Raw genomic sequence first — 26,223 nt, 5'->3', positions numbered from 1 at the left:
ATTAAATAGAGTACCAATTACCACCCCGGGGACGTTATGGATTCGACGGGGGTAGGTCGGTCGTATGTGGCGTGTCGAGGGGTCGGCCTCGTTAAAACGCAAACGCCTATAACTGGCAAAACTAACACACAACTCGCAGCAGCCTAAGTGCCCTGCGGATCCTGACATCCATCGCTTGTGTGGATGACTTTCAGGGTCTCAAACTAAGCAAGCTACGCTTCAACCTCGCCGTCTGAGGGCGCGAAGAAGAGATGAAACAGACTGGATGCGACAACGCCTGTTTATCGGCAGTGTCACATCGAGATTCAATAGATAAACTACACACGTAGAAGCATACGTTACGATGCCTTCGGACGCGGGTTCGACTCCCGCCGTCTCCATTTTGAAGCAGTCTGTAACGATTGCGATCAATGATTTTCATGAAGACCTTCTAATTTCATTGAGATTAGAGGGTCTTTGCTTTTGCTTGAGAGTTAGCCACAAAGAAAGGAAGGTGAAACGCATGGGGAAATATCAATTAGACACGAGAAGCAAGGTAGCTGCGGCGAAATACCAGGACGGCAAAAAGCCGACTGTCTCGAACAAGAAGGAACGATTGAACCAGCTTCGTGAAGCGTATTTGCAGAAGCAAAAAGAGAAGAAGTGATCTGACGAAGGATTATTGAGTGACTGCTCATTAATCCTTTTCTTATGGATAGTGGACACCGGTTATTAGGTTTTTGAATGAAATCAAGGGATTGAGCATTGCTTTGTTGAATAGAAACTACGAGTTGTTTTTTGAAAATCGTCATGAAAATATACATACCAAAGGAGAATTCCTCATGTCTAAAAAATCAACGGAACTTATTGTGAATGGAGTCAAAAAATATGGTCCGACTGTAGGAAAACTTGCATTAAAACATAACAAAGAAATCATTGGGGCTATAGGGTCCATCAATTTAATAAAACGATTTAATAAATCCGATGATCCCGATCAAAGCCCTAAAAAAGCCAAGAACAAGCATCCGCGAAAGCAACGGTATCAGTACTATTTAACCGAAGTGACTCCTACGCTAGACACTCGAAATCGAGATGAGTTGTTCCAATATAGACTAGAAGTGGAGCAATGCATTCAACAAATCAAAATGGAGCAAGCGCAAGACATCGTCATCAAAAAACAGATTCATGAGGGGCGGATAAAAGAGTGGGAAGCTATTCTCTCTCACATTGTGAGTCAAATGACAATCAAAGACTATATGGAATATTTAAGACTATTCAACAATCCAGAATATCAAAGTGAATATTTCGCAGGCTTTAAAGCGGATGTAGAGAAATTTAAAAAACTGAATACGGTCGAACAGTATGATGCGCTCGTTCAGTATGTTCATGAAAAAACAATGATTGATATCGAACAAATCAAAAGAGAGTTTTCCGTCCCTGTATGAAGCACCGCGATCCACTTCCTATCTGTATTCGTTATAATCAATAGTGCAACGAATAGATGGAGGTGAAGCCGTTGGGATGGGATTTAAGTGTCGCTGAGGCAAAAGATATGTATTTAACCGAATCTGACTTATGGCGCTTTACGCAACAATTTCTGATGAACGCTTCTCACACGACTACGTACAAATATGTATTGATGAAGGCGTTACTTGAATGTACAACAGAAGTGAGAAAATTTGATTACCTTAAAAATCTAATTTTTTTTTTGGAATAAGAGAATAAATTGTATAATATAGAGGTATTTCAAATATATAGAAGTTTAAAAACACTTATTCATAAAGTAAAAATTAAAATAAATTATAATTTATAGCAATACACAAAGCTGGCGCAGATATAAAAGCTATTTCAAAACAAAGTGGGAATGAGTATGTAGGATAACTAAGTAATTATTTAGTAGTGAATGTTACAAAGGTCGATAAATAAATTATCTTTGATTAGATTGGAGAGAATACTATTAACTCAATAATAACTGACTTATTATCCCAATTAGGTTATGGGGGTATTTGGGTTTCTATAATTATCGTACTTTTCAAGTTTGTTGTTCAACCTATTTTTGAAAAATATATTGAAGCTAAGACTGAAATAGTTAAATCTGAAAAGAAAGCTGAAATTACAAAAGATGAAATGTTAATGAAAAGTAAAATAGATTCAGAAAATAGACTTCATACAAGCCAGATTGAATACGAAAGTTATAAAAGAGAAAGAGTTTTACCTAAACTAGAAAATATTAATGTAGCTTTAATTGAGCATCAAATGTATTTTTCATCATACCTACACGTAATTTTGAACAGAGGTAGATTACATGATGACGATGAAGCTGAACGATTAAATTTAGACGGTTTAATTTTAGAAAATAAAAATAAAATACTTTTTTATTTACCTAGAGAACTGAGGTTGCTTCTAAATAAATTAAGAGTGATAGTATCTGTGTCATGGAAAGATCCAGCATTACTAAATAGTACTTTAAACTCATACGATGGAGTGAATGCAAAAGAAGTTTGTGAATCTGTTCAAAAAATATATATCGATTATATTGAATGTTTTTATGAGTTAATAGAAGAATATATGAAAATCAGCACTGAAGAAAAAAAGTATCATGATATTTTGATAAGGTATAACTTTGACGAAAGTGTTAACTATAAACCTAATAATATTATAGATAAAATTGCAATAGCATATATTTTATTTCACGAATATCATGGATCTGAGGATTTTTCTAAATTAGAAGTGGAGATTCAAGAATATGCGAATATGAGCGAAAACAATTAAGTTGAGGGAAATTCATTTTAACTTATTTAAGAGAAACCATTAGATGAATATCATTTCATGAAGAGCTAACTAAAGGTGTTGAAGCAATCTATTCATAGTCCGAGAGCTTCCAATACATAAAAGTTAACTCATTAAGCGACTATGAAGAGTGAGTAAAGATAAATCATTACTCAAAAATATATATAAGGAAACATCGGCTGATAGAACCAATTAAATAAGGTATGATGGCAGTCTAATCATTCTTTTTAAGAGTTTTACAGCTAGGTTAGTTAATGTTCTGACTTTTTTATTGTTTTTAAAAACTAAATTTTTTCACTAATATCATGAAATTTATTTAGTAAGTAAAAAAGATTGTACACTTTTCTTAGGAGGTGATGGTATGGCAAGAGTAAATGTTGAACCTGACGTTTTGAAATGGGCAGTTCAAAGATCAGGTAAAGAGGAATTAATCAACCAAAGATTTGATAAATTTGATTCCTGGCTAAACGGAACAATCAAACCCACTTTAAAGCAATTAGAAGGTTTTGCGAACTTTACCTCAACTCCAATAGGTTTTTTATTTTTAAAAACTCCTCCTATTGAAAAAAAAAATTTACCGGACTTTAGGACAATAGATGACTCAATAAATAAAAATTTAAGTCCTGATTTGATACAAATTATAGACACAATGAAGATTCGACAAGATTTTATGAAGGATTATTTTATTGATAACGGCTATAATGAATTAGCTTTTATTGGGATTCTTCATTCAGAAGAAGCAAAAAAAAGTGAAGTGATATCACTTCTGAGAAATGTATTACAGTTAGAGACAAATTGGCAGGAACAGTGTTCTAGCTATCAAGAGGCTATAAATTTATTAGTTTCTCGTTTAGAAGAAAATCGAATTATTATTCAGTTTAATAGCGTCAATAAAAGTAATAAGAAACTTGATGTAAGTACTTTCCGAGGATTTGTTTTAGTGGACAAAATTGCTCCTTTAATTTTTGTTAATAGCGCAGATAGTAAGTCCGCACAAATATTTACTATAATCCACGAAATGGTTCATTTAATAATAGGTGAATCTGGATTAATAAGTGCTGACCCAAGACCATACCATTCTAAAAATGATGAAGAAATATTTTGTAATAGTGTGGCCGCTATTTTCTTATGTCCTGATAGAGAGTTCATTGCTGATTGGCATACTCATTTAGGTGATGGGAAAGTTTATGAAACTTTAGCGAATAAATTTAAAGTAAGTCCTATTGTGATTGGACGTCGAGCAGTTGAATTAAATTTGATTGAATTTAGGGAATTCAAAATTTTTTATGATGATTATATTAATGAATTAAATGGAAAATTGGAAACTAAGCATACAGGAGGTCCAACGTTTTATACTTTGCAAAAGAGTAGGCTACAGTCTCTTTTTCCAAAAGCGATTAAATATCAATTAGAAAACAATAATCTTTTGTTTAAAGATGCATCTAGACTAACAGGATTTAAAGGGAATACATTATCAAAATTCCTAGAAATGTATAATTGATGGGTGGTGGTGTAAATGTATTTGTTAGACGCAAACGTTTTCATTGAAGCACATAGAAGATACTACTCTTTTGATATAGCACCGAGCTTTTGGGGAAGTCTGAAAAGTTTAGCCGAAGGCTCTCACATATGTAGCATTGATAAAATTCAAAATGAATTGTGCCCTTCTACCTCTAGTCCAGATCTTTTAAACCAATGGACATCTGAGCAGTTTAGTGATCATTTTAAAAGTGTTGATGATGCTGATGTATTATCGAGTTACAGTGAGATTCAAAGTTGGTCTGCTTCAAGTACACATTTTACTGATGAAGCCAAACGAGAATTCGCACAAAATGCAGACGCGTGGATTGTAGCTTATGCTAAGGCAAAAGGTTATACGGTAGTTACTCATGAAGGAAATAATCCGCAGAAAAGAAATCGTATTTTAATTCCTGTCGCATGTGCAGAGTTTGGAATACCTTATACTGATACTTTTAATATGTTAAGAGATTTAAACGTAACTTTTTGATTCGTTGATTACTTTGACGGTCAGTTATCCATAAATTTTTTATTTATCTCTTGATACAATTAAAGAAGCGGTAAAATCGTTTTTAATTCACATAAAGCATATCAGCAAGTCGAATTTTAAGCAGCTCTCCAAAATATAAAAAGAGTCGCCATTAATAAAGTGCGACTCTTTTTATATTTTGAACATCATTGCAATATGAGTGAAATACTTTCAAAATCTTCACTCACCATAAGTTAAATAAATCCACAATATTCACAGTGGCACCATCTTGGAGTAAAAATATGGATTACCCAATCATCATAAACTTCAACTCGTTCCAACGTATGTCGTTTTCTTTGAAAAATATAAGCGTATTTTAATGAACGTGACAAACTATCAGTTAGCCGTCTTCTTAGAGAAGTACAATTCGCAAGGCGCGACAGAACGAATTTTGAGTAAGTTAGAGTTTGTATCCGTCCGTCAATCACTTGAAGAGTTTAAACAAATTTTATTAGCTCATGGGCATTCAACGTGTTTTTATTGCTTAAAGCCGGTGAAACAGATTCACGTTGATCATTTCATTCCTTGGTCTTATATGCAAAACGATGTCTTATGGAACTTTGTTCTTGCGTGTCCGACGTGCAATACGAGCAAGAATAATCGATTAGCGAAGATTGATTATCTTTATACTTTGGTATAACGAAATCATGAACTGTGTACGTCAGAACATTTGTCTACATACAAAGAGTCAAAACTTATTCATTTGTATCATTATGCTGTTCAAAATGGATTTGAAAACAGTTGGGCACCGAAGACGTGAAAAAAGTCGAACCTTATCAATCAGGTTCGACTTTTGTTTAGTATTCATTATAGTCAGACATTAGAAAATCTAAAATGAATGATCGAAGAAGATAATGTATTTATGTCTGAACGCGTATTAAAAAGGAAGAAGGTAGCGAATTGATAAAAAGGATTTGTAATTGTGAAAATTTGAAAAGAATCACGATAGAGGCCAATATGGGAGCGGATTCGATATGCTGTCCGGTCTGTCAATACAAGATAGAGATGGATGTGTTCACGATTTCTGACGCACTGAAGCGTGATTTCCATGAATGGGTTAGTCGATTCGGAGAATAGATTGACGTGAACGTCCTTACAAGATGGAAAATCAAGGAGGAACAACATAATAGTGAAGGCGACTTTCTTTCGAAAAGTTTGCAAGTTGGGCTTGGTAAAGCATATGAAATTAAATTCACTCCTATAGCATGCGTTAACTTTACAAAAATCTGAGCTTCATTAAAAATATTTATTCCAAAAATTGTATGTTACACTAAAGGAAAACGATTAGGGGTAAACAGATGACCATTCATTTTGACAAGATGACGGAACAAGAAATCGCGAATTATGTGACTTGGTTGATTGACGATTATGCAAAAGATGTGGCACGAAACTATCAACTTCCGATGGTATTGGCGCAAGAAGAATCGACACAATTAATTCACGACCTCTTCCCAGATAATCGACCCGGGGAAGGGCAGACCGTTGTTCATGTGATGAACGAAGACACTCGTGTCGGGGTTTTGTGGTATGCGTTTCAAGCTGAATCGAAACGTGTTTTCATTTATCACATTTTGATTGAAGAGACGTACCGTGGACAAGGATACGCGACAGCAGTGTTTGAGAAACTTGAGAAAGTCGCCTCAGAAGAACTTGGTGCAACATCCATTGGATTAAGTGTATTCGGTACGAACCCAGACGCACAGCGATTGTATAAACGACTCGGATTCCAAGAAGCGTCCATCGCCATGAACAAACAGTTATGAGAGGACTCTATATTTAACGTTATTTGAGTGGCGGCCAAGATTTATCGTTTTAACAATAATCCCACCTTCCAATTGGATAGTGGGATTTATTCAATCCAACACTCGGTTGACCCAGCGTTTGAAAAAAGGTTGTTCCGATTGTGTCACACTATGATTATCAAGCTCGACTTCTTCTATTGCCTCATTCGGAGATCTCAATTGAATCGTCATCTCGTCACCAAGCCCAGTCGTTACACCGTTTTGGAATGTAAGATGTCTCGTCACATATGCATTCGCATATAAGAAACCGCCTTTTTCCTCCACTTGCACATCCTGAATCGTATATTGGAACTGCTCGACCCAATCCCGCTGACCGAGAACGAGCCGGACGAGATCATCTTCGTGCGATAGTTTCGTTCGCTCGATATCCTCGAGCGGCGTATGAGCTTCAATCGTTACGCGCTGCGCTTCTAAGATGTCTTTGAAGTGGTGTGTCGCAACTTCGGTCGTTCATGCAGCAGATCCCGTCCCCGTCTTCGACTCGGTCGCATAATGGAAAAGCGCAAATCCAATCAAGGTGAATAACACCACGGCACTTACTCGTTTGAACTGTTTCATCGTCGTGTTCCCTCCACATGAATTGAAGCCCATTCGTTACCGATCTCATAACGGGTGCTATCGTTTTATTCCGCTCCTGTTCGTAACATATGACCTATCGACCGGTGATTTGATCAAACCAACTTGCGACCAAGTCCGCGCTGCCATCTTGGAACATAAATATGGATACCCCGACCATCACAAGCCCAACTATAATCAACCCACCTTGTTTCGCGCTACTTGCAATTCCTCGCACGATGAGGATAATTCCCAACCCAAGCAAAAGAAAGTACCAAAATCCCATGAATACCCCTCCTTTTTCTAATTATTCTCATTTTAGTATGAATCGAGCGAGCAGGCTCTACATACTTAGACTGATTTATCTTTTTAAAAAGACGGGTACATTACCTCTATGTGAAAACTAAGGGGAGTGAGCTTTATGCGGAAAACGATTGTCATTGCGGGGGCGAGCGGCTATATCGGCTCGAACGTGATGGAGCAGTTGAAAGAAGAGTACGACATCATCGCTTTATCGCGATCGACGAAGAATAAAGGAAATGAAGCCCATATCACGTGGCGTGCCTGTGACTTATTTTCATATGAGGCAACAAAAGAAGCATGTGAGGGCGCGGATTACGCGATGTTCCTCGTGCACTCGATGATTCCGGATGGCGGCTTGACGCAGGCGACGTTCGAGGACATGGACGCGCTCATTGCGGACAACTTCGCCCGGGCGACGAAGGCGAACGACATTGAGCAAATCGTCTATTTGAGTGGGATCATCCCGAAACAAGAGAAGACGTTGTCGCGTCACTTGAAGAGTCGACTTGAGGTCGAACGCATCCTCGGCGGTCAGGGTGTGCCGGTGACGACGATACGGGCTGGACTGATCATCGGTCCGGAAGGTTCGTCGTTCCCGATTTTAGCGAAGCTCGTCAAACGATTGCCGTCGATGATCCTGCCACGCTGGACGAAAACGGAGACACATCCGATCGACATCCGTGAAGCCGTTCAAGCGCTCATCTCGGTCGTCGGTGCCGAGTCGCTTTATGACCGTCATATCGACATCGGGGGTCCCGAGGTGATGACGTATCGGAAGATGATCGAACAAACGGCCGAGGTCATGGACAAGCGTCGCGTCTTGATTGACTTCCCGTTCCCGACAATCAAACTGTCGCGCCTGTGGGTCATGGCGGTCACGGGTGAACCGAAGGCGACCGTCTATCCGCTCGTCGAGAGCATGGGGCATGCGATGGTGGCGGAAGATACGGTTGAAGGCATTGGACAGGGAGAGATTCCGTTTAAACAGGCTGTCGAACATGCGCTTGAAGAAGAGGAAAAAGAATCCTCGGGCGGTAAGAAGAAAAAGCAGCCGAAGTCATACACCGTCCGCTCGATTCAGCGGTTCGGTCTGCCGGAAGAGAAGTCGGCAATTTGGATGGCGGACACGTACTTTGAGTGGCTTGGTCGTTTTATGTACCCGCTCATCCAGACGACGAAAGAAGACGATGATTGGGAGATTGCGCTGCTCGATCCGTCATTCGTCGCACTTCATCTATCGCTTGAACAGGAAGCGACGGATGATATGGCATCCTTTGCGATTGACGGGGGTAAGTTCGTTAAATTGAGTGAAGAGGATAAGACGGGACGTCTCGAGTTTAGACGATTGCCGGAGTCGGATGAAGGACTCGTCGCGATCCATGAGTTCGTACCTGCTCTCCCGTGGTGGCTTTATACGAAGACGCAGGCGAAAGTCCATCTCGGGGTCATGTGGCTGTTCGGTCGTCACGTGAAGTTGCTGGCGAAAGACGCGGACGAGGGCGACCAGGTCGTGGAAGCGCCGACGAATTAAGAAGACGCATCTGTCGTGATGCGTCTTTTTGTTTTGGACATTTTGTTAACGTTCTTCAGAAGTCGTTTACAACCTTTCTTTCCAGGCGTACACTAAATTCGCTTTTGAACTGATGGAAAGAAGGAATTTATCATGAATCATTCACTCAGCCGGCGCGAGATGTGGCAAAAAGACCTCTCCGCCGGCATAACGGTCGGTGTCGTCGCCATCCCGCTCGCCATGGCATTCGCCATCGCCTCGGGGGTCCCGCCGGTGTACGGACTCTACACGTCCATTTTCGCCGGAATCCTCGTCAGCCTGTTCGGGGGCTCGACGTTCCAGATCGCCGGACCGACGGGGGCGTTCATCCCGATTGTCTCCGGTGTTGTCCTCACATACGGATATGAAGGGTTACTCGTCACGACCGTCCTCGCCGGCATCTTGCTGCTCCTCATGAGCGTGCTCCGCGTCGGTCGGCTCATCCGCTTCATGCCCCGTGCCGTCACGATCGGCTTTACGGCCGGGATCGCCGTCGTGATCTTTGTCGACCAGCTCGATGAGTTACTCGGGATTTCTTTTAAGAAAGCCCCGCATTTTCATGAGAATGTGTGGTCACTCATTACCGCATTGCCGGAAGCGAGCCCTTGGCCAATCCTCATCGCAGGTCTCGGCTTTTTGACGCTTTGGCTCGTCCCGAAGCTGCCGTTCCGCTTACCGCTTTTACTCATGGCGATGCTCGTCCCGACGTTTGCCAGTCTCCTCATCCCGGGTGAGATCGCGACAATCGGCAGCGCGTACGGTGGCATCCCGAGCGGACTGCCGGAGTTTAGCGGACTCACGGTCGACCTAGACTTGATCAGAACGCTCCTCCCATCCGCGTTCGCGATCGCCTTCCTTGGTGCGCTCGAATCCCTTCTATCGGGAACGGTCGCCGACGGGATGGCTGGCACGAAGATGAAGCCGGACAAGGAACTGTTCGGTCAGGGACTCGCGAACCTGATTACCCCGTTCTTCGGCGGGATCCCGTCGACGGGTGCCATCGCCCGAACGGCGACAAACATTCAGGCCGGCGCGGTCAGCCGGCGTTCCGGGGTCATCCACGGATTGACGGTGCTCGTCGCAGTGCTCATTCTGGCGCCGTTTGCGAGTTATGTCCCGCTCGCCGCCCTTGCCCCGATTTTGATGCGGGTCGCCTGGAACATGTCAGAGCGCCATCATGTGCTCGCCATGCTAAAACACCGCTCGGCCGAATCGCTCGTGCTGTTGGTGACGCTTTTGTTGACGGTCTTTATCGACCTTGTCGTCGCCGTCGAAGTCGGCGTCGTCTGTGCGCTCGCGCTCTTTGCGAAACGGATGGCGGACACGATCGATGTGAAAGAACGGACGGAACGCTATGTCACACGGGATGGACAAATCGTCTTCAGTGTCGAAGGCCCGCTCTTTTTCGGTGCGGTCGAATTGTTTGAGCATGTCCTGCACCAGATCCACCGGGAGCCGGACGTCTTCATCTTCAACTTCCACCGTTGCCCGGTCATCGACGTGACCGCGGTCGAGGAATTGCGACGTGTCGTCACCGAATTGAAGGCGGCGGAACGGCGTGTCCTCTTCGCGCACTTGTCGCCTTCCGTTCAGACGACGCTGCACCATTACGGACTGTTGGCAGATATTCAAACGTTCCCGACGACGCAAGACGCGATCGAGGCGTCTTAACGCACCGATAAAATGTCGGCGAACGGGACGCGGCGCACCTCGCCGTCGAACAGCTCGACCTCGCGCTCGGCGTAATAGATGGCGTGGACGTAGCCGCGCATGCTTTTCGTCAAGCCGTCCACGAACAGCGTCACCTCGACCTGGTCGCCTTCACGGATGGCCCGTTCGAGCTCGGTTTGCCACAGGTAGAGGAGCTGCTCGTCTAAGTCGGGCAGTTCAATTTTTTGGATTTGGGCGTAATAGCGTTTCAATAGTGCGACATGCTCGGGCATGAGAAATGGGATCCATTTCAATTCACCCCGGTCACGATAGCGGGTTTGGCTCATGAGGAATCGCCTCCTTGTTTATGTCCGCCGATCAGACGCTGGCGCGTCCGGAGCGGACTGTCTTTCAATAAGCTCGAGGCCGGCCGGATCGTCCCGCGACCGAAACGGACATTCAACCCGTCGATTAGGTCGAGGAAGTCGAGCCGTCGCGCTTTCGCCCATTCGTCTTCAAAAAACGACAATTGGACGTGGTCGCTCCGCGGCTCGAGCTTGCCGAGGGCGACCGAGACGTAGCGGACGGCCTCTGTCTCTTCCCAAGCCTCTAAAAATAGTTGCAGTAAAATCGGAAGAAATTCTTGCTCGTCCGCCGTATAGCGGGGGAGCTTTTTTTGTTTGCTGAAGCCGCGCTTCTCACTCGTCCGCGTATAGCGCACCCCGAGATGGATCGTTCCTCCGACGAGTCCCGCCTGCCGGGTCCGCATCCCGACCTCGACGGCGATCGCCTGCACGACGAGCCGGATTGCGGAATACGTCGCATAGTCTTTCATGAGGGTGATGCCGTGCCCGATCGATTTCGGCCGGGTCCGTTTCGCCCCGAACAGAGAACTCGCCGGTAAGATGGTCGGGGACTCGTCGATGCCCCAGGCGTGATGCCACAGCTCGGCGCCGATGACGCCGAATTTTTCATGGAGGGACGCGAGCGGGTAGCGGGCGAGGTCGCCGATCGTCAGAATACCGAGTCGCTGTAGGTGGACCGCCATTTTCGCCCCGACGCCCCACATCTTCTCGACCGGGGCGGGGTGGATCAGCCGTTCGACGTCATGAAGCCAGCAAGTGGCGACGCCTTTCTTTTTCGCATGCAGGTCGAGGACGAGCTTGGCGAGGACGTTGTTCGGTCCGATGCCGATGGTGACGGGGATGCCCGTATAGCGAAAAATCGTCGCACGGATGAGTTTGGCGACGTGGTCGTCACTCCCGAACAACCGCTCCGTCCCGGTCAAGTCGACGAGCGTCTCATCGATCGAGTAGACGCGGATCGCCTCGGGCGGGGCGAACTGATGCAGGATGTGGACGATCTGCACGGAGACGTTCAAATAATGACTCATCCGCGCCTCGACGAACAGGACGTCACGCCGCTCGTGCCACGGCAGGCGGTCGATGTGGAAGCGACGGGACCCGGTCTTGATGCCGAGTTGTTTCATCGGCGGGGTCGCGGCGAGAACGAGCGCCCCGCTGTCCTGTAAGTTCGACAGGACGACTAGCTTCGTCTTATAAGGATTTTTGTTGCGGGCGGCACACTCGCAACTGGCATAGAACGAGACGCTGTCGATGCAAAAGATTCGCCGGCGCATCGTCACCACTCCTTTTTTCACGAACAAATGTTCTGTTTTTTTCATCGTACCACGGTCTCACGTCATCTCAAATAGAGAATTGAAAATATTTTAGCGAACACTTTTTGAAAAATATCCATATTTTATAGGTTTATGGATTAGTAAAAACCAACTTTTAGGAATTTTTCGTAAAAAAATTTCCGAAACGATTGGATTTTCGTTATAATAGACGGGTATGTTGGGATGAATTAAGAAAAAAGATGGAGGCTAGTATTGTGATCGAGTTTGTAAAACAGTTAGCGAATGATCAAAGCCGACGCTTGAAAGGGTATGAGCGACGTGTCGCACGGATCAACCAGTTAGAAACAGACATGAAGGCACTCTCGGACGACGAGATGCGTACATATACGGAGACACTCAAGGCACGTCTCCTTGATGGGAAGAACGTAGACGATATCGCGGAAGAAGGGTTTGCGCTCGTCCGCGAGGCGTCGGTCCGCGTGCTTGGCATGCGTCATTACGACGTTCAATTAATCGGCGGGTTTGCATTACTCGAAGGGAACATCTCCGAGATGCCGACCGGGGAAGGGAAGACGCTCGTCGCCGCCTTGCCGAGTTATGTGAAGGCGCTCGAAGGAAAAGGAGTCCACGTCATCACGGTGAACGACTATTTGGCGACGCGTGACGCGGAACAAATCGGGAAAATCCATGACTTCCTCGGCTTGACGGTCGGATTGAACGTGCCGGACCTGGAAGCGGACGAGAAACGGGACGCTTACCGGGCGGACATCACGTATGGGGTCGGTACCGAATTCGGGTTCGATTATTTGCGCGACCATTTAGTGAGCCATCCGGAAGAGCGTGTCCAGCGTCCGTTCCATTTTGCAATCGTCGATGAGGTCGACAGCATTTTGATCGATGAGGCGAAGACGCCATTGATCATTGCACAAAAAGACCGTTCGCATATCCGTTTGAAGCAGCTTGCGCAACGCGTCATCGCGGATTTCGAGGAGACGGACTACGAAGTCGACCTGGAATCGAAGTCGGTGACACTCGCGGAATCGGGCATTTTGAAAATCGAAGACCTGTTCGCCATCGATAACTTGTTCAGTGCGGCGCATCAGGTGCTCTATCATTACCTCGTCCAGGCACTGCGGGCGAACGTCCTGTTCGAGCTCGACGTCGACTACATCGTCAAGGACGATAAGATTCAGCTCATCGACTTGTTCACGGGACGGATCATGGAAGGACGTAGCCTCTCGGAAGGGTTGCATCAGGCGCTTGAGGCGAAAGAAGGCGTCACGATCACCGAGGAGAACAAGACGACGGCGGAAATCACCATTCAGCACTATTTCCGCATGTACCCGCTCATCGGCGGGATGACCGGGACCGCGCAGACGTCACGCCAGGAGTTTTTGAAGACGTACAACATGGACGTCGTGCAAGTGCCGACGAACCGCGAACGGCAACGAATCGACCATCCGGACCGCGTCTTCATGACGATCGAACAAAAGTATGCGGCCGTGACCGAAAAAGTGGACGAGCTGCATGCGACCGGGCGCCCGGTGCTGATCGGGACGACGTCGATTGCCCAGTCGGAAGCCATCAGTAAACACTTGAAGAAAAAACGGATCCGACATGAGGTGTTGAACGCGAAGACGGTCGCGCAGGAAGCGGACATCATCGCCGAGGCCGGTCAGTTCGGGAAAGTGACGATCGCGACGAACATGGCCGGACGCGGGACGGACATCATGCTTGACGCGAAGTCGAAGGAAAGGGGCGGCTTGTTCGTGATCGGAACAGAGCGTCACGAGTCACAACGTGTCGACAACCAGCTTCGCGGGCGTTCGGGACGACAAGGGGACCCCGGGGCGACACAATTCTTCGTCTCACTCGAAGATGAGATCGTGAAACGATTTGCGACAGAGAAGTTGGAGCGGGTCGGGAAGAAGTTGAAGCCGAACGCTTCAGGTGAAGTGGACGCAAAAGAGGCGGGGCAGGTCATCGAATATGCGCAGACGGCGGTCGAAGGGATCGGGGTCTCCATCCGTGACTACTTGTTCAAGCTCGATGACGTGTTGAATGAGCAGCGGAATATTATTTATACGATTCGCAATCAGGCCGTCAATGCCGACGCCAAAGCCATTACCCAAAACGTTCTCGGCATGATGCGTCTTGCCCTCGAAAATAGCATCGACATGCATGTGTCTGATGAACTGGTCCCAGAAGAGTGGCCGGTCGAGCAATTGAAAGAAGACCTGCGCTATTTGACGATGCGCGAACCGGTCTGGTCACATGACATCGCGGACACGTTTGAATTGAAGGACGCGCTGAAAGACTGGATGGAGGAAATGGTTCAGACGACAGCGCTTCGTCTGGAGCGGGAAGACATCGTTCATTTTGCCAAAGACGCACTGCTTCGGGCACTGGATATGAAATGGACCGATCATTTGACGACGATGAGTGGGTTAAAGGAAGGGATCGGGCTCCGTGGTTACGGTCAGGAAGACCCGGGCCGTCAATTCGGGAAAGAAGGGTTCGAAATCTTCGAACAGACTTATGTGAACATCGCCCGTGACATCACGATGGAACTATGCCAGTTGGACCGCTACTTTGCGGAAGTGGCAGAGGAGGAAGTATAATGCTAGGATTTCGTAAACGGAAACAAATTGATACAGGAAAATCAGAGGAAGGGCGTCAGCTGACGCTCGTTTTCGACGACGAGATGGGAATCCCGAAAGAGGATGAATACGTGTTTCGTTATCATGCGAAACGGCTTCCGATGCTCCGTGACAACCAGCTGTCAATCGAACTGTTGAACGCCGAGCCGCTCGGTGACGACCTATCCATCGTGGCTCTCTTCCGCAATACACTTCCGGGCTCGTTTGAGATCAAGGAGTTAACGGTGCTGTTGCTCGATGCGAACAACTTACCGGTAGGACGTAAAGTACTCGGGCGAGCTGAATTGCCGGACTTTGAGCCATGGACGAGTAAGCCGGTGTACCTGGACTTCTTCGAAGACGAGCTGTTTGCTGACATCGAGTCGTACGATGCACTCCGTCTCGTCTTCCAGATGAATCCAAGCGACAAACTGCAACCTGTCTCTCCGACGGAAGAAGCAAAATTCTCGAAAGAAGCATGGCAACACGTGATGCGGACGAATATTTCGACACCGCCGGTCGGGGAGGATGAGTTCAACTTGTTGCTCGTCTCCGTCGAAGAAAACGAGACGGGCGTCACGGTAGCACTGCTTCTCCGGAACGGCTATACGCGAAGCTTGGCGGTTTCGAATCTGCCGGTGGAACTGGTGAGTGGCGACACGGTCGTCGGCTTTACATCGGTTCGTCTGGAAGAACCGGTTCAAGGCAAGCAGGCGTATCCGGTATCTGTCACATTCGACGAAGTACAAGCGGACGGACCGTTTACCGTTCGCGTCAGACAATAAACGAAAAAGACTGGCTTTCCTCTTCTTTGGGAAGCCAGTCTTTTTTTCGTTCACTCACCATTTTGCGCGAAGACTAAAGAGATATACCGGATGACGAAGGGGAGATGGGATAGAATGAACGATCTTAGCTAAGAAAAGGTGAGCAACAAAAAAAGAAAGCGTTTCCATTGCTTTTGTTGAGCGGTTTATTTATATAGTATAACCAATTAAAAATTTATAAAAATTTAATAGTATTACAATAAATTAGGTGATATATTGGTAAAGGTTAGACAACCATCAACTAAAAAGGGGAAAAAAGAAACATGAAAACTGCATTGAAATGGTCGATTGCAACTGCGCTCGTATTGCCAACTGCTTTACCGTTCCAAGCACCAAACGTTTTGGCTGTAGAGGATCAAGATATCGTGAAGCTCCGCTTCTTAGAGACGACGGACCTACATACGAACATCACGAACTATGACTACTTCCAGGACAGAACAGACGAAGCAATCGGATTGACGAAAGTCGCCACGCTCATCAAACAACATCGTGTCGAAGCTGGGGAAACGAACACGTTCTTGTTTGATAATGGAGACACGATTCAAGGGACGCCGTTTGGCGACTACATCCGTCAGCTTCAAGCTGGAAAACAAGAAGCGTTCGAACACCCGATGTACAAAGTCATGGCATCGCTCAACTATGATGCGGTCACACTCGGGAACCACGAATTCAACTTCGGTCTCGAATTCCTGTTCAACGCGATGGAAGGGTCGAAAGGGAAACTTCGCTTCGTCAACTCGAACGTAAAAGATCTAGAAGGTAACCCGATCGTTGCCAAGTTCAATGTAGATGGACAAGAAGTACAAATCATCGAACGGACGGTCATGGATACGGACGGGGAAACACATACGATCAAAGTCGGTGTGTTCGGTGTCGTGCCGCCGAAGATCATGTCATGGGATTCAGGCAACTTGCAAGGACGCGTGACAGCGGATGATATCATTCCGTCTGCCCGTGAAGCCGTCAAGAAGTTGAAAGACAACGGAGCGGACGTCGTCGTGGCGCTCGCACACTCCGGTATCGGTGATAGCGCCGCACTCGCGGATGAGCAACTTGATGGAGAAGAGAACGTCGGCTATGCCCTCACGAAGATTGAAGGGTTAGACATGGTTATGACCGGTCACCAGCACGGACGTTTCCCGGATGCGAGTGGTCAGTTCAAGGCATTCCCGAACGTCGATATGACGAAAGGAACAATCAATGGCAAGCCGGTCGTCATGGCGAACAACCAAGGGAAAGACCTTGGGGTCATCGACTTCGATCTCGAACTCGTGAATGGGGAATGGACGATCCTCGACGCTTCAGCGAAGCTCGATTCAATCACGAAGGAAACACCGGTCGACGCGGAGACGCAAGCGCTCATCGAAGATGCACACCTTGGAACGATTGAATATATCAACCAACCGGTTGGGGAAATCAAAGACGACGTTCAAAGTTACTTCGCGCTCGTCCGCGACGATTCATCGGTTCAATTCGTGACGAACGCTCAGAAATGGTATGTCGAGAAAGAGCTTGCGACAAACCCTGAGCTCGCACCATATAAAGGATTGCCGCTCTTGTCAGCAGGCGCACCGTTCAAAGCAGGCGGTCGTGAGTTGTCAGATGCGAGTTACTTCACCAACATCCCGAAAGGTCAAATCGCTTTGAAAAACGTGGCGGACCTTTACGTCTATCCGAACACACTTGAAGTCGTCAAAGTGACAGGAAAAGAAGTCATGGACTGGCTCGAGATGTCAGCCGGTGCTTTCAACCAAGTACAAGCGGACGGGGATAACCTTCTTAACCTCTCGTTCCGCAGTTACAACTTCGACATCCTCGACGGATTGACGTACGAAATCGATGTTACGCAACCGGCGAAATTTGATGCCGGCGGCGCTCTCGTCAATGCAGAAGCGAACCGTGTCAAGCAAGTGAAGTACATGGGTCAACCGATTACAATGGAACAAGAATTCTTGGTGGCGACGAACAACTATCGCGCTGGATCGTCTTCATTCCCGGGTCTTGGCGGCGGGAAGAACATCGTCTATCGTTCTGCCTACGAGACGCGTAACGTCATTTCAGACTATATCGTCACAAGTGGCAGTGACCTTGATTACAAAGCAGACAACAACTGGAAAGTCGTGGCGGACGCGAAGCGCATGGTGAAATTTGAAACAGCGGACGCAGGCACACAATACCTCAACTTATATGAAGGAATCGAAGCGACAAACGTGACGCGTGAAGATGCGGCACAACGCCTCTTCCGCACGTTCACGACGGAGCTCGAAGCAGCGACGGTCGATCTAACACTCTCTGTCAACATCATCAAGCCGGGTGCGAAAGTCGTCACGGGCATGACGTCTCCAAACGCAGACGTCACATTGAAAGACGGCGAGAAGGTCCTTGCGACAGCAAAAGCAGATGAGAACGGGAAGTATGCCCTTAACGTCCAACCGCTCAAACTTCGTCAAGTGTTGACAGTCGTCAGTGAATTGAACGGTCAGTCATTGACAGAGACGAAAATTGTCGGCGCAGGATTCGTTGGCACACCGGCTATCTCGAAACGTTTCACTTATTTGAACACGAACGTATTGACTGGGAAATCAACGCCTGGCGCTACGCTCGTCCTCAAGCGTAATGGCAAACGGGTCGACTATGCGAAAGCGGATGCTACCGGGAAATTCGAATTCACTCGAAAAACAGGATTCTTTGCGGCACATTACGAAATCGAAGCGAAAGATGTGACCGGGAAAGTGGTCAAATCAAAATCGTTCGATTTGAAGAAAACTTCGATCATGACACCGAAAATCACGAAAGGTGCGAAAGCCAACACGCACGCATTAATCGGGAAAACAACGCCAGGGGCGACGGTCGTCTTGAAAGATGCGAAAGGTAACCAAGTCGCGAAAGTAAAAGCGAGCTGGTCTGGAACGTATACGTTCAAAGTTAAAAAAGGTCTCTCGAAAGGCGTCTACACGGTCGTCGCGAGTGATGACAGCAGTTCTGGCGCTAAACAAACGAAAGTCACATTGAAATAAGGTACGATGCGACGCCCGATAATCGGGCGTCGTTTTTTGTCGAACAAAAGTGTCTGAATTGTGAATGAAAGCCCTTACATAAAGTCGATACGTCTAGTATAATCAACGGTGTAATCGGTTACACAACGTGTGTGACGGAATACGCCGATAGGGGATCGGCTACATAAGCACGGAAAAGGGGAATGACAGATGATCACATTTTTTGTCGCACTTGCACTTTTGTTGGTCGGGTATGTAGTGTACGGTCGATACGTCGAGAAGACGTTCGGCATCAAGGAAGAACGGACGACGCCTGCCTACGCGTCACAGGACGGCATTGACTACGTGCCGATGGGGAAAAAACGGAACTCGATGATTCAACTGCTCAACATCGCCGGAGTCGGTCCGATTTTCGGTCCGATCATGGGAGCGCTCTACGGACCGGTCGCGTTTCTGTGGATCGTCTTCGGGTCAATCTTTGCCGGGGCGGTACACGACTATTTGACAGGTATGATCTCGCTTCGGAATAACGGGGCGCATTTGCCGCAGCTCGCCGAGAAGTTCCTCGGCCGGTCGCTCCGTCATATCGTCAACGGGTTTGCCCTGTTGCTTCTATTGCTTGTCGGGACGGTATTCGTCACGTCGCCGAGTAACATGATCAACAACTTGTTCGATGGGAACGCCTCGAGACTCACGCTCGTCATCTTCGGTGTGTTCGCGTACTACATTTTGGCGACGCTGCTTCCGGTCGATAAAATCATCGGACGGATCTATCCGCTGTTCGGGGCCCTCCTCGTCGTCAGTGCGGTCGGAATTGCGATCAGCCTGTTCGCAAAAGGCTATCAGATTCCAGAGATGACTTTAACGAACATGCATCCGGACGGCTTGCCGATTTGGCCGCTCCTGTTCTTCACCATCTCGTGTGGGGCACTCTCCGGCTTCCATGCGACCCAGTCGCCGATCATCTCACGGACGACGATGAAAGAAAGTAACGGTCGTTCGATCTTTTACGGCATGATGATCGCCGAGGCGGTCATCGCCATGATCTGGGCCGGGGCTGCGATGGCGATTTTTGAGCCGGGTGAACTCCTCGGACTCATCAACACCGGGACACCGGCACTCGTCGTCCAGGAAGTGGCGACACTCATGCTCGGTAGCATCGGTGGAACGCTCGCAATTCTCGGGGTCATCGTCTTGCCGATCACATCAGGGGACACGGCGTTCCGCAGTGCCCGGATGATTATCGCCGACTATTTGAAGATTGCACAGAAGAAGTTCTCGTCACGCCTTTGGATCGCACTTCCGCTCTTTGCGATGTCATTCGTCTTGACGAAAATGGACTTCCGCATGCTTTGGCAATACTTCAACTGGGCGAACCAGACGACGGCGGTCATCGCACTCTTCGTCGGGGCGATGTACCTCTACATTAAAAAGCGGAACCACTATATCGCACTCGTCCCGGGGACGTTCATGTTATATGCGGTCTGGTTCTATATTTTGACGGCGCCGATCGGATTCAAGATGGACGGCTATATTCCGTATCTCGTCGCCACGCTCGGCACGATTACGCTCCTCGTCTTGTTCCACAAGCGAGCGAAGGCGATGCGGGCCGCACAAATGGAATGTGATCTTCCGGAAAAAGACGTCGCCTGACGAAAAACATGGGTCCATTTTGGTCCCATGTTTTTGTTTGCGTTCAAATCGGGAAGTGTCCATACTAGAAGGACAAAGAACGAAAGGTGGGAGCAAATGGAACAAGAAAAACTAAAAGAGATGCTCCATGCCGACACGCTCGGAGAAGAAATCGCGAGCGCCATCACGCACGGCTTAGGAGTCATTTTCAGTATCGTCGCCCTCGTCCTGCTCGTCTTGAGTGCGACGGAGAGCGGAAGTACGTGGAACGTGACGGCGGTCAGTGTGTTCGGGGCGTCGATGATTCTGCTCTACCTTTTCTCGACCCTCATGCACGCGATCCCGCACCCGCCCGCTAAACGGGTGTTACAAGTGTTCGACCACGCGGGGATTTACTTACTGATTGCAGGAAGTTACACGCCGTTCGCGCTCGTGACGTTGCACGGGACGCTCGGATGGACACTGTTCGGGATCGTCTGGGGGGTCGCCATCCTCGGGATTGTCTGGAAGCTGTTTGCGACCGGGAAATACATGTGGATCTCGAACATGACGTATCTGGCGCTCGGATGGATGTGCATCATCGCCATCCGCCCTCTTTACGAGTCGCTCGGTCACCAGGGGTTCATGCTGCTCTTGGCCGGCGGTTTGGCGTACTCGATTGGAATCGTTTTTTACGTGTGGCAAAAACTCCCGTTCAACCATGCCATTTGGCACTTGTTCGTCCTCGCGGGGAGCGTGTTCATCTTCCTCAGTATTTTGTTTTACGTGGCACCGAGCACGAGTCTATAAGACGGACGTCCAGACGGGCGTCTGTCTTTTTTAAAACATAGAAAAGAAACTGTTGGAAACGGTTACAAAAATACAGACGAAACGACGTTTGTGTGTCATAATAATTTCAGACATCATCAAGAGATAGATGGGTGTAAAAGTAAGGGGGAACTTCAGATGGAAAAAGTGTTGCGCGATGGATTTATTTACATGTCACAAAACAAAACACTCAATAATTTGGCGAAGAAATACGGCCTACGATTTGGTGCATCACGCTTTGTAGCAGGGGAAGATTTTAAAGCGTCGGTCCCGACGATTCGTGAACTGAACGCGAAAGGGCTCTCGGTCACAGTCGACCACCTAGGGGAATTCATCAAGACGGTCGAGGAAGCAAACGAGAACCGGGATGAGATTATTCGTGCCATTGAAATTATGGCAGAAGAACAATTGGACGCTTATATGTCGCTCAAATTGACGTCGCTCGGATTCGATATCTCCGACGAGTTGATCGAGGAAAACATGCGTCAGATTTTGACGGTCGCCAAAGAAGTCGGTGTCTTCGTCGCCATCGATATGGAGGACGAGCCGCGCTGTGAGAAGACGCTCGAATTGTTCAAGAAGCTGAAGGCTGAGTTCGACGGACTGGGGACGGTCATCCAGTCGTACTTGTATCGTTCAGAGGACGACATCAACCATCTCGCCCCCCTTCATCCGAACCTTCGCATCGTGAAGGGTGCGTATAAAGAGCCGGCGACGGTCGCCTTCCCGGAAAAAGAAGACGTCGACCACAATTATTTAAAACTCGTCAAACTCCATCTTGCGAACGGAAACTATGCATCCATCGCGACACACGATGACCATATGATCGATGCCATCATCGAGCACGTCAAGGAGCAGGATATCCCGCTCGACCAGTTCGAGTTCCAGATGTTATACGGTATTCGTGTCGAGCGTCAACTCGAGCTCGTCCGCCAAGGATACAAGGTCCGTGTCTACGTGCCATACGGTCGTGACTGGTACGGCTACTTCATGCGCCGTCTCGCGGAACGACCGGCGAACGTGGCGTTCGTCTTAAAAGGCATGGTGAAAAAATAACAACAGGCACGAGCGCTCCGGATCGGAGTGTCTCGTGCCTTTTTATTTGATGACTTCAACTTTCTTCGCTTTCCCTTGGGCCGGGTCGCTCTCGAGCACCGGACCGTCGAGCCAGACGTTGACCTCGAGCGGACTGTGGAAGCGCCCGGGGTCGTCAATGTCGGACAAGTCGACCCAGATGCGCCCCTCTTCCAAGTCGTTGACCAGGATGCGATTTGCCGCGCGGTCCACATCGATGATCTCGCCGTGGCGGTCGACGGTCCCATATTCAGCATCGCCGAGACATCCAAACAGAAACGTGAGGATCAAAAGGGAAGTCAGCGTGAAGAACAGTTTTTTCAATGGCCTCATCTCCTTTCGCACCACTACCGGTTCAAAAAGACAGCACCTTACTGGAAAAGGCGCTGTCCGTTCATCAACCGTTGACGATGATTCCGCCATTGACGTGAAGCACTTGTCCGCTCACGTACGTCGAGTCGTCACTGGCGAGATACACATAGGCCGGGGCGAGCTCGGCTGGTTGTCCCGGACGCTTCATCCCGACACTCGTGCCGAACTTGTCGACTTTTTCCGCATCGAACGTCGAAGGGATGAGCGGTGTCCAAATCGGACCCGGGGCGACGCCGTTGACACGGATCCGTTGGTCGACCAGGTTTTTGGCGAGTGAACGGGTGAATGCGGTGATTGCGCCTTTCGTCGAGGCGTAATCAATCAGTTGCTCATGACCTTCGTATGCGGTGATGGACGTGGTGTTGATGATACTCGAGCCTTCTTTTAAGTATGGAAGGGCGGCTTTTGTTAAGTAAAACATACTGAAGATGTTCGTTTGGAACGTGCGTGCGAGCTGCTCATCCGAAATGTCGAGGAGCGACTCTTGCGGATGTTGTTCGGCGGCATTGTTGACGAGGATGTCTAAATGACCGAACGTCTCGAGCGTTTCTTCGACGACCTGCTGACAAAACGCGGCTTCACCGAGGTCGCCCTGCATCAAGAGACATGCCTGTCCCAGCTCTTCGATCCGCTCTTTCGTCGCCTCGGCATCTTCGAGTTCGTTCTGGTCTTTATAGACGATGACCGAGTTCGCCCCTTCATGAGCGAAAAAGATGGCAACCGACTTTCCGATCCCGGAGTCACCGCCTGTTATGATGGCGACTTTATCTTTTAACTTGTCACTTCCTTTATAGTCCTCACGTTCATAAATCGGGAGCGGCTCCATTCTCGAATCGATTCCGGGTTGATGGACCTGCTTTTGTCCGTCCTTATGGAATGACTCAAAATCTTGGCGGTTGCCGACTGTGTTTAAACGATTTTCACGCATACAAGAAATCCCCCTCCTATAAATATGACTCTTTCACTCTTTACCACTCAGCTACGAATTTAATCGCAAATTCAAGATTTGGAACGAATTTGACAAAAGCAAGCTTGCGAATGAATGTTCATTCATTTATGATAGAAGAGTAAACACGATGGTGATTGCGATTTTTTTTACGCGTGAAATGAATCACTATTCATTCTCATTTTAGGGGGGAACACTATGACGAGTCACATCGAACAATCAACCGACCTCCGTTTGACGAACTCAATTCGTTTTGCGGTCGTCATCGGTTCAGGAGTAATGGGGGCGGGGATTGCGGCTCACTTAGCGAACGCGGGGATTCGTTCGCTCATGCTCGACATCGTACCACGGGAATTGACAGCAAAAGAAGAAGCGAAAGGGCTGACGCTTGAGTCGCCGCAAGTGCGTAATCGCATCGCTTCGGAGAACCGTCAGAAGCTATTGAAGCAAAACCCGGCACCACTCGCGACACCGGATCATCTCAACTTCATCGAGGTTGGAAACTTAGAGGACGATTTGGAACGCTTGAAAGAAGCGGACTGGGTCATCGAGGTCGTCGTCGAGCGCCTCGACGTGAAGCAACAGCTATTTGAAAAGATTGCACCTTACATCCGTGAAGATGCGATCCTCAGTTCGAACACGTCAGGGATCTCCATCGAAGCGATGGCAAGTGCCCTTCCGGAAGGATTGAAATCACGCTTCCTCGGGACGCACTTCTTTAACCCACCGCGCTACTTGAAGTTGCTCGAACTCATCCCGACGGAGAAGACAGCACGGCCGGTCATCGACTTCATGTCACGCTTTGCGGAAGACCGTCTCGGGAAAGGTGTCGTCGAAGCAAAAGACACGCCAAACTTCATCGGGAACCGCATCGGGACATACGGGCTCCTCGTCACGTTCGAAGAGATGCTCAAGCAAAACGCGTCAATCGGAGAGATGGATTCGATCACAGGTCCACTCATCGGTCGTCCAAAATCAGCGACGTTCCGTACACTCGACGTCGTCGGAATCGACACGTTCGTCCACGTGGCGGGTAACGTCTACGAGACGCTCGAGTCAGGAGAAGAGAAGGATACGTTCGACGTCCCTTCAGAAATGAAACAACTCGTCGAAAAAGGCTGGATCGGACAAAAGGCCGGTCAAGGCTTCTATAAGAAAGAAGGAAAGGTCATTCAGGAATTGAATCTTCAGACGTTCGAATACGAACAATTGAAAGCGATTACAGGTCCTGAACTCGATCAAATCAAGTCACTTCCGGGTTCAAAAGCGAAGTTGAAAGGTGCCATCTTGAACAAAGGGCGCGTCGGACAACTGCTTTGGCCGATCACGGCGAAGACGCTCGCTTACTCGGCACGTCTCACTGGTGAGATTGCAGACACAATCGTCGCCATCGACGATGCGATGAAGTGGGGCTTCGGCTGGAAATTCGGACCGTTCGAGATGTGGGATGCCCTCGGTGTTACAAAATCAGTCGAGCGCATGAAAGCGGAAGGCTATGATGTCCCGGCATGGATCGATGAGATGCTTGCTGCAGGCAACACGTCATTCTACAAGGGAGACCAGTATTACGATCAAGCGTCTGGGACGTACGTCGAGAAGACCGTCAACCCGAAAGAATTGAAACTTAAGCCGCTCGCGAAATCAAACGGCATCATCCTGGAGAACGGTGGCGCTCGCCTCGTTGATATCGGAGATGACGTTGTCGCACTCGAATTCACGTCACCGAACAACGCAATCGGCGTTGACATCATGCAGATGATCGAGCAGTCGATCGACCGTGTCGAGCAGGACTTCAAAGGAATGGTCCTCGCGAACGACGGTAAAAACTTCTGTGTCGGAGCCAACCTGGCGATGATGCTCATGGAAGCTGAAGACGAAAACTGGTATGAGCTCGACTGGATCATCAACAAGTTCCAACAAGTCGTTCAAAAGATTCGCTACTCGGGTCGCCCGGTCGTCGCAGCTCCATACGGCATGACACTCGGTGGCGGAACGGAAATCAGCTTGCCGGCAGCACGTATGCAGGCGGCGCTTGAGACGTACATGGGACTCGTCGAAGTCGGTGTCGGTCTCATCCCGGGTGGAGGCGGAAACGTCAACACGTACCGTCGTCTCCTTGAACAGACACCAAAATCGATGCAAAACATCGAGAAGGCAGCGCAGCAGACGTTCGAGAACATCGCGATGGCGAAAGTATCGAAATCAGCATATGACGCCAAGACGCTCGGATTCCACCGTGCGGTCGACGGCATCTCGATGAACCGTGACCATTTGACGTTCGATGCGAAACAGACGGTTCTTTCACTGGCGGACGGCTACACGGCACCGGTACGTGAGAAGATCCCGGTTGTCGGTCAAACAGGGAAAGCAACGCTCGAACTTGCGGCGTACGAGATGTTCTACGGTGGTTACATTTCAGAGCACGACTTGAAGATTGCGAAGAAACTCGCGCACGTCATCAGTGGTGGCGATTTGGCATACGGCACGCTCGTCGACGAGCAATACCTCCTCGATATCGAGCGTGAAGCGTTCTTGAGCCTCATCGGAGAGCCGAAATCGCAACAACGGATGCAGCACATGCTCGTGAAAGGCAAACCACTACGGAACTGATAAAGGGGG

22 protein-coding genes and 1 other RNA gene are annotated in these 26,223 nt (G+C 48.2%); 17 read left to right on the top strand and 6 right to left on the bottom strand.

Annotated elements, in window-relative coordinates; all coding sequences use genetic code 11:
• Nucleotides 1–27: 27 nt before the first annotated feature.
• The 8 genes from ssrA (at nucleotide 28) to KNP03_RS03150 (ending at nucleotide 6,579) form a co-directional block, all read left to right on the top strand.
• Nucleotides 28–383: a transfer-messenger RNA gene (ssrA, locus tag KNP03_RS03185) on the top strand.
• Between the two features lie 119 nt (nucleotides 384–502).
• Nucleotides 503–646 (top strand): alcohol dehydrogenase, encoded by a 144-nt coding sequence (locus tag KNP03_RS03180; protein ID WP_214825171.1) that lies wholly within the window; start codon nucleotides 503–505, stop codon nucleotides 644–646.
• Nucleotides 647–821: 175 nt separating this feature from the next.
• Nucleotides 822–1,424 carry a hypothetical protein gene (locus KNP03_RS03175; RefSeq protein WP_214825167.1) on the top strand — a complete coding sequence of 201 codons (603 nt, stop codon included), beginning with the start codon at nucleotides 822–824 and terminating at the stop codon, nucleotides 1,422–1,424.
• 688 nt (nucleotides 1,425–2,112) lie between these two features.
• Entirely contained in the window at nucleotides 2,113–2,751 is a 639-nt protein-coding gene (locus KNP03_RS03170; protein WP_214825165.1) for a hypothetical protein, read from the top strand.
• Between the two features lie 379 nt (nucleotides 2,752–3,130).
• Nucleotides 3,131–4,270, top strand: coding sequence for an ImmA/IrrE family metallo-endopeptidase (locus tag KNP03_RS03165; RefSeq protein ID WP_214825161.1), 1,140 nt, complete (start codon nucleotides 3,131–3,133; stop codon nucleotides 4,268–4,270).
• Nucleotides 4,271–4,285: 15 nt separating this feature from the next.
• On the top strand, nucleotides 4,286–4,777 hold the full coding sequence (locus KNP03_RS03160; RefSeq protein WP_214825158.1) for a DUF4411 family protein: 492 nt from the start codon (nucleotides 4,286–4,288) through the stop codon (nucleotides 4,775–4,777).
• Between the two features lie 358 nt (nucleotides 4,778–5,135).
• Nucleotides 5,136–5,456 (top strand): HNH endonuclease signature motif containing protein, encoded by a 321-nt coding sequence (locus KNP03_RS13650; protein ID WP_214825155.1) that lies wholly within the window; start codon nucleotides 5,136–5,138, stop codon nucleotides 5,454–5,456.
• A gap of 658 nt (nucleotides 5,457–6,114) precedes the next feature.
• Nucleotides 6,115–6,579 carry a GNAT family N-acetyltransferase gene (locus KNP03_RS03150; protein WP_214825152.1) on the top strand — a complete coding sequence of 155 codons (465 nt, stop codon included), beginning with the start codon at nucleotides 6,115–6,117 and terminating at the stop codon, nucleotides 6,577–6,579.
• A 90-nt stretch (nucleotides 6,580–6,669) separates the two neighbouring features.
• Here KNP03_RS03150 and KNP03_RS03145 read toward each other — a convergent pair whose 3' ends face one another.
• Nucleotides 6,670–6,882 carry a hypothetical protein gene (locus KNP03_RS03145; RefSeq protein ID WP_214825151.1) on the bottom strand — a complete coding sequence of 71 codons (213 nt, stop codon included), beginning with the start codon at nucleotides 6,880–6,882 and terminating at the stop codon, nucleotides 6,670–6,672.
• Between the two features lie 388 nt (nucleotides 6,883–7,270).
• The gene (locus tag KNP03_RS03140; RefSeq protein ID WP_214825149.1) at nucleotides 7,271–7,459 is read right to left on the bottom strand and encodes a hypothetical protein; all 189 of its coding nucleotides are present in this window, start codon (nucleotides 7,457–7,459) and stop codon (nucleotides 7,271–7,273) included.
• Between the two features lie 135 nt (nucleotides 7,460–7,594).
• On the opposite strand from KNP03_RS03140, the gene KNP03_RS03135 reads away from it, so the two are divergent.
• Together KNP03_RS03135 and KNP03_RS03130 are read left to right on the top strand one after the other, a co-directional pair.
• The gene (locus KNP03_RS03135) at nucleotides 7,595–9,007 is read left to right on the top strand and encodes an NAD-dependent epimerase/dehydratase family protein (protein WP_214825147.1); all 1,413 of its coding nucleotides are present in this window, start codon (nucleotides 7,595–7,597) and stop codon (nucleotides 9,005–9,007) included.
• 132 nt (nucleotides 9,008–9,139) lie between these two features.
• Nucleotides 9,140–10,696, top strand: a complete 1,557-nt coding sequence (locus tag KNP03_RS03130; RefSeq protein ID WP_214825145.1) for a SulP family inorganic anion transporter — start codon at nucleotides 9,140–9,142, stop codon at nucleotides 10,694–10,696.
• On the opposite strand, the gene KNP03_RS03125 is transcribed toward KNP03_RS03130, so the two are convergent.
• Both KNP03_RS03125 and KNP03_RS03120 read right to left on the bottom strand, forming a co-directional pair.
• Nucleotides 10,693–11,022: a YolD-like family protein gene (locus KNP03_RS03125; RefSeq protein WP_214825143.1), complete on the bottom strand. Its 330-nt coding sequence runs from the start codon at nucleotides 11,020–11,022 to the stop codon at nucleotides 10,693–10,695. The genes KNP03_RS03130 and KNP03_RS03125 overlap by 4 nt on opposite strands.
• Nucleotides 11,019–12,314 carry a Y-family DNA polymerase gene (locus tag KNP03_RS03120; protein WP_214825140.1) on the bottom strand — a complete coding sequence of 432 codons (1,296 nt, stop codon included), beginning with the start codon at nucleotides 12,312–12,314 and terminating at the stop codon, nucleotides 11,019–11,021. Before KNP03_RS03120 ends, KNP03_RS03125 begins: the two co-directional genes overlap by 4 nt.
• A 254-nt stretch (nucleotides 12,315–12,568) precedes the next feature.
• On the opposite strand from KNP03_RS03120, the gene secA2 reads away from it, so the two are divergent.
• The 6 genes from secA2 to KNP03_RS03090 all read left to right on the top strand — a co-directional run bounded on the left by secA2 (nucleotide 12,569) and on the right by KNP03_RS03090 (nucleotide 22,268).
• Nucleotides 12,569–14,935: an accessory Sec system translocase SecA2 gene (gene secA2 / locus KNP03_RS03115; RefSeq protein WP_214825136.1), complete on the top strand. Its 2,367-nt coding sequence runs from the start codon at nucleotides 12,569–12,571 to the stop codon at nucleotides 14,933–14,935.
• Nucleotides 14,935–15,738 (top strand): SLAP domain-containing protein, encoded by an 804-nt coding sequence (locus KNP03_RS03110; protein WP_214825134.1) that lies wholly within the window; start codon nucleotides 14,935–14,937, stop codon nucleotides 15,736–15,738. Before secA2 ends, KNP03_RS03110 begins: the two co-directional genes overlap by 1 nt.
• Before the next feature lie 302 nt (nucleotides 15,739–16,040).
• A complete protein-coding gene (locus tag KNP03_RS03105) occupies nucleotides 16,041–18,794 on the top strand; it encodes a bifunctional 2',3'-cyclic-nucleotide 2'-phosphodiesterase/3'-nucleotidase (protein WP_214825131.1) in 2,754 nt (917 codons plus the stop codon).
• A gap of 189 nt (nucleotides 18,795–18,983) precedes the next feature.
• Nucleotides 18,984–20,426, top strand: coding sequence for a carbon starvation CstA family protein (locus KNP03_RS03100; protein WP_214825128.1), 1,443 nt, complete (start codon nucleotides 18,984–18,986; stop codon nucleotides 20,424–20,426).
• Nucleotides 20,427–20,522: 96 nt separating this feature from the next.
• Nucleotides 20,523–21,194, top strand: a complete 672-nt coding sequence (gene trhA, locus KNP03_RS03095) for a PAQR family membrane homeostasis protein TrhA (RefSeq protein ID WP_214825125.1) — start codon at nucleotides 20,523–20,525, stop codon at nucleotides 21,192–21,194.
• A 156-nt stretch (nucleotides 21,195–21,350) separates the two neighbouring features.
• Entirely contained in the window at nucleotides 21,351–22,268 is a 918-nt protein-coding gene (locus KNP03_RS03090; RefSeq protein ID WP_214825123.1) for a proline dehydrogenase family protein, read from the top strand.
• 42 nt (nucleotides 22,269–22,310) lie between these two features.
• Here the strand turns inward: KNP03_RS03090 and KNP03_RS03085 are convergent, their stop codons facing one another.
• The gene (locus KNP03_RS03085) at nucleotides 22,311–22,610 is read right to left on the bottom strand and encodes a DUF3221 domain-containing protein (protein WP_214825121.1); all 300 of its coding nucleotides are present in this window, start codon (nucleotides 22,608–22,610) and stop codon (nucleotides 22,311–22,313) included.
• Nucleotides 22,611–22,683: 73 nt separating this feature from the next.
• On the bottom strand, nucleotides 22,684–23,586 hold the full coding sequence (locus tag KNP03_RS03080; RefSeq protein WP_214825119.1) for an SDR family oxidoreductase: 903 nt from the start codon (nucleotides 23,584–23,586) through the stop codon (nucleotides 22,684–22,686).
• A gap of 216 nt (nucleotides 23,587–23,802) precedes the next feature.
• On the opposite strand from KNP03_RS03080, the gene KNP03_RS03075 reads away from it, so the two are divergent.
• Entirely contained in the window at nucleotides 23,803–26,214 is a 2,412-nt protein-coding gene (locus KNP03_RS03075; RefSeq protein ID WP_214825118.1) for a 3-hydroxyacyl-CoA dehydrogenase/enoyl-CoA hydratase family protein, read from the top strand.
• Nucleotides 26,215–26,223: the final 9 nt, after the last annotated feature.

This window comes from Exiguobacterium algae, from assembly GCF_018617875.1.
Classification (GTDB): domain Bacteria; phylum Bacillota; class Bacilli; order Exiguobacteriales; family Exiguobacteriaceae; genus Exiguobacterium; species Exiguobacterium algae.
The sequence above is the reverse complement of the archived record's forward strand: the minus strand, read 5'-3'. Positions and strand labels throughout refer to the sequence as shown.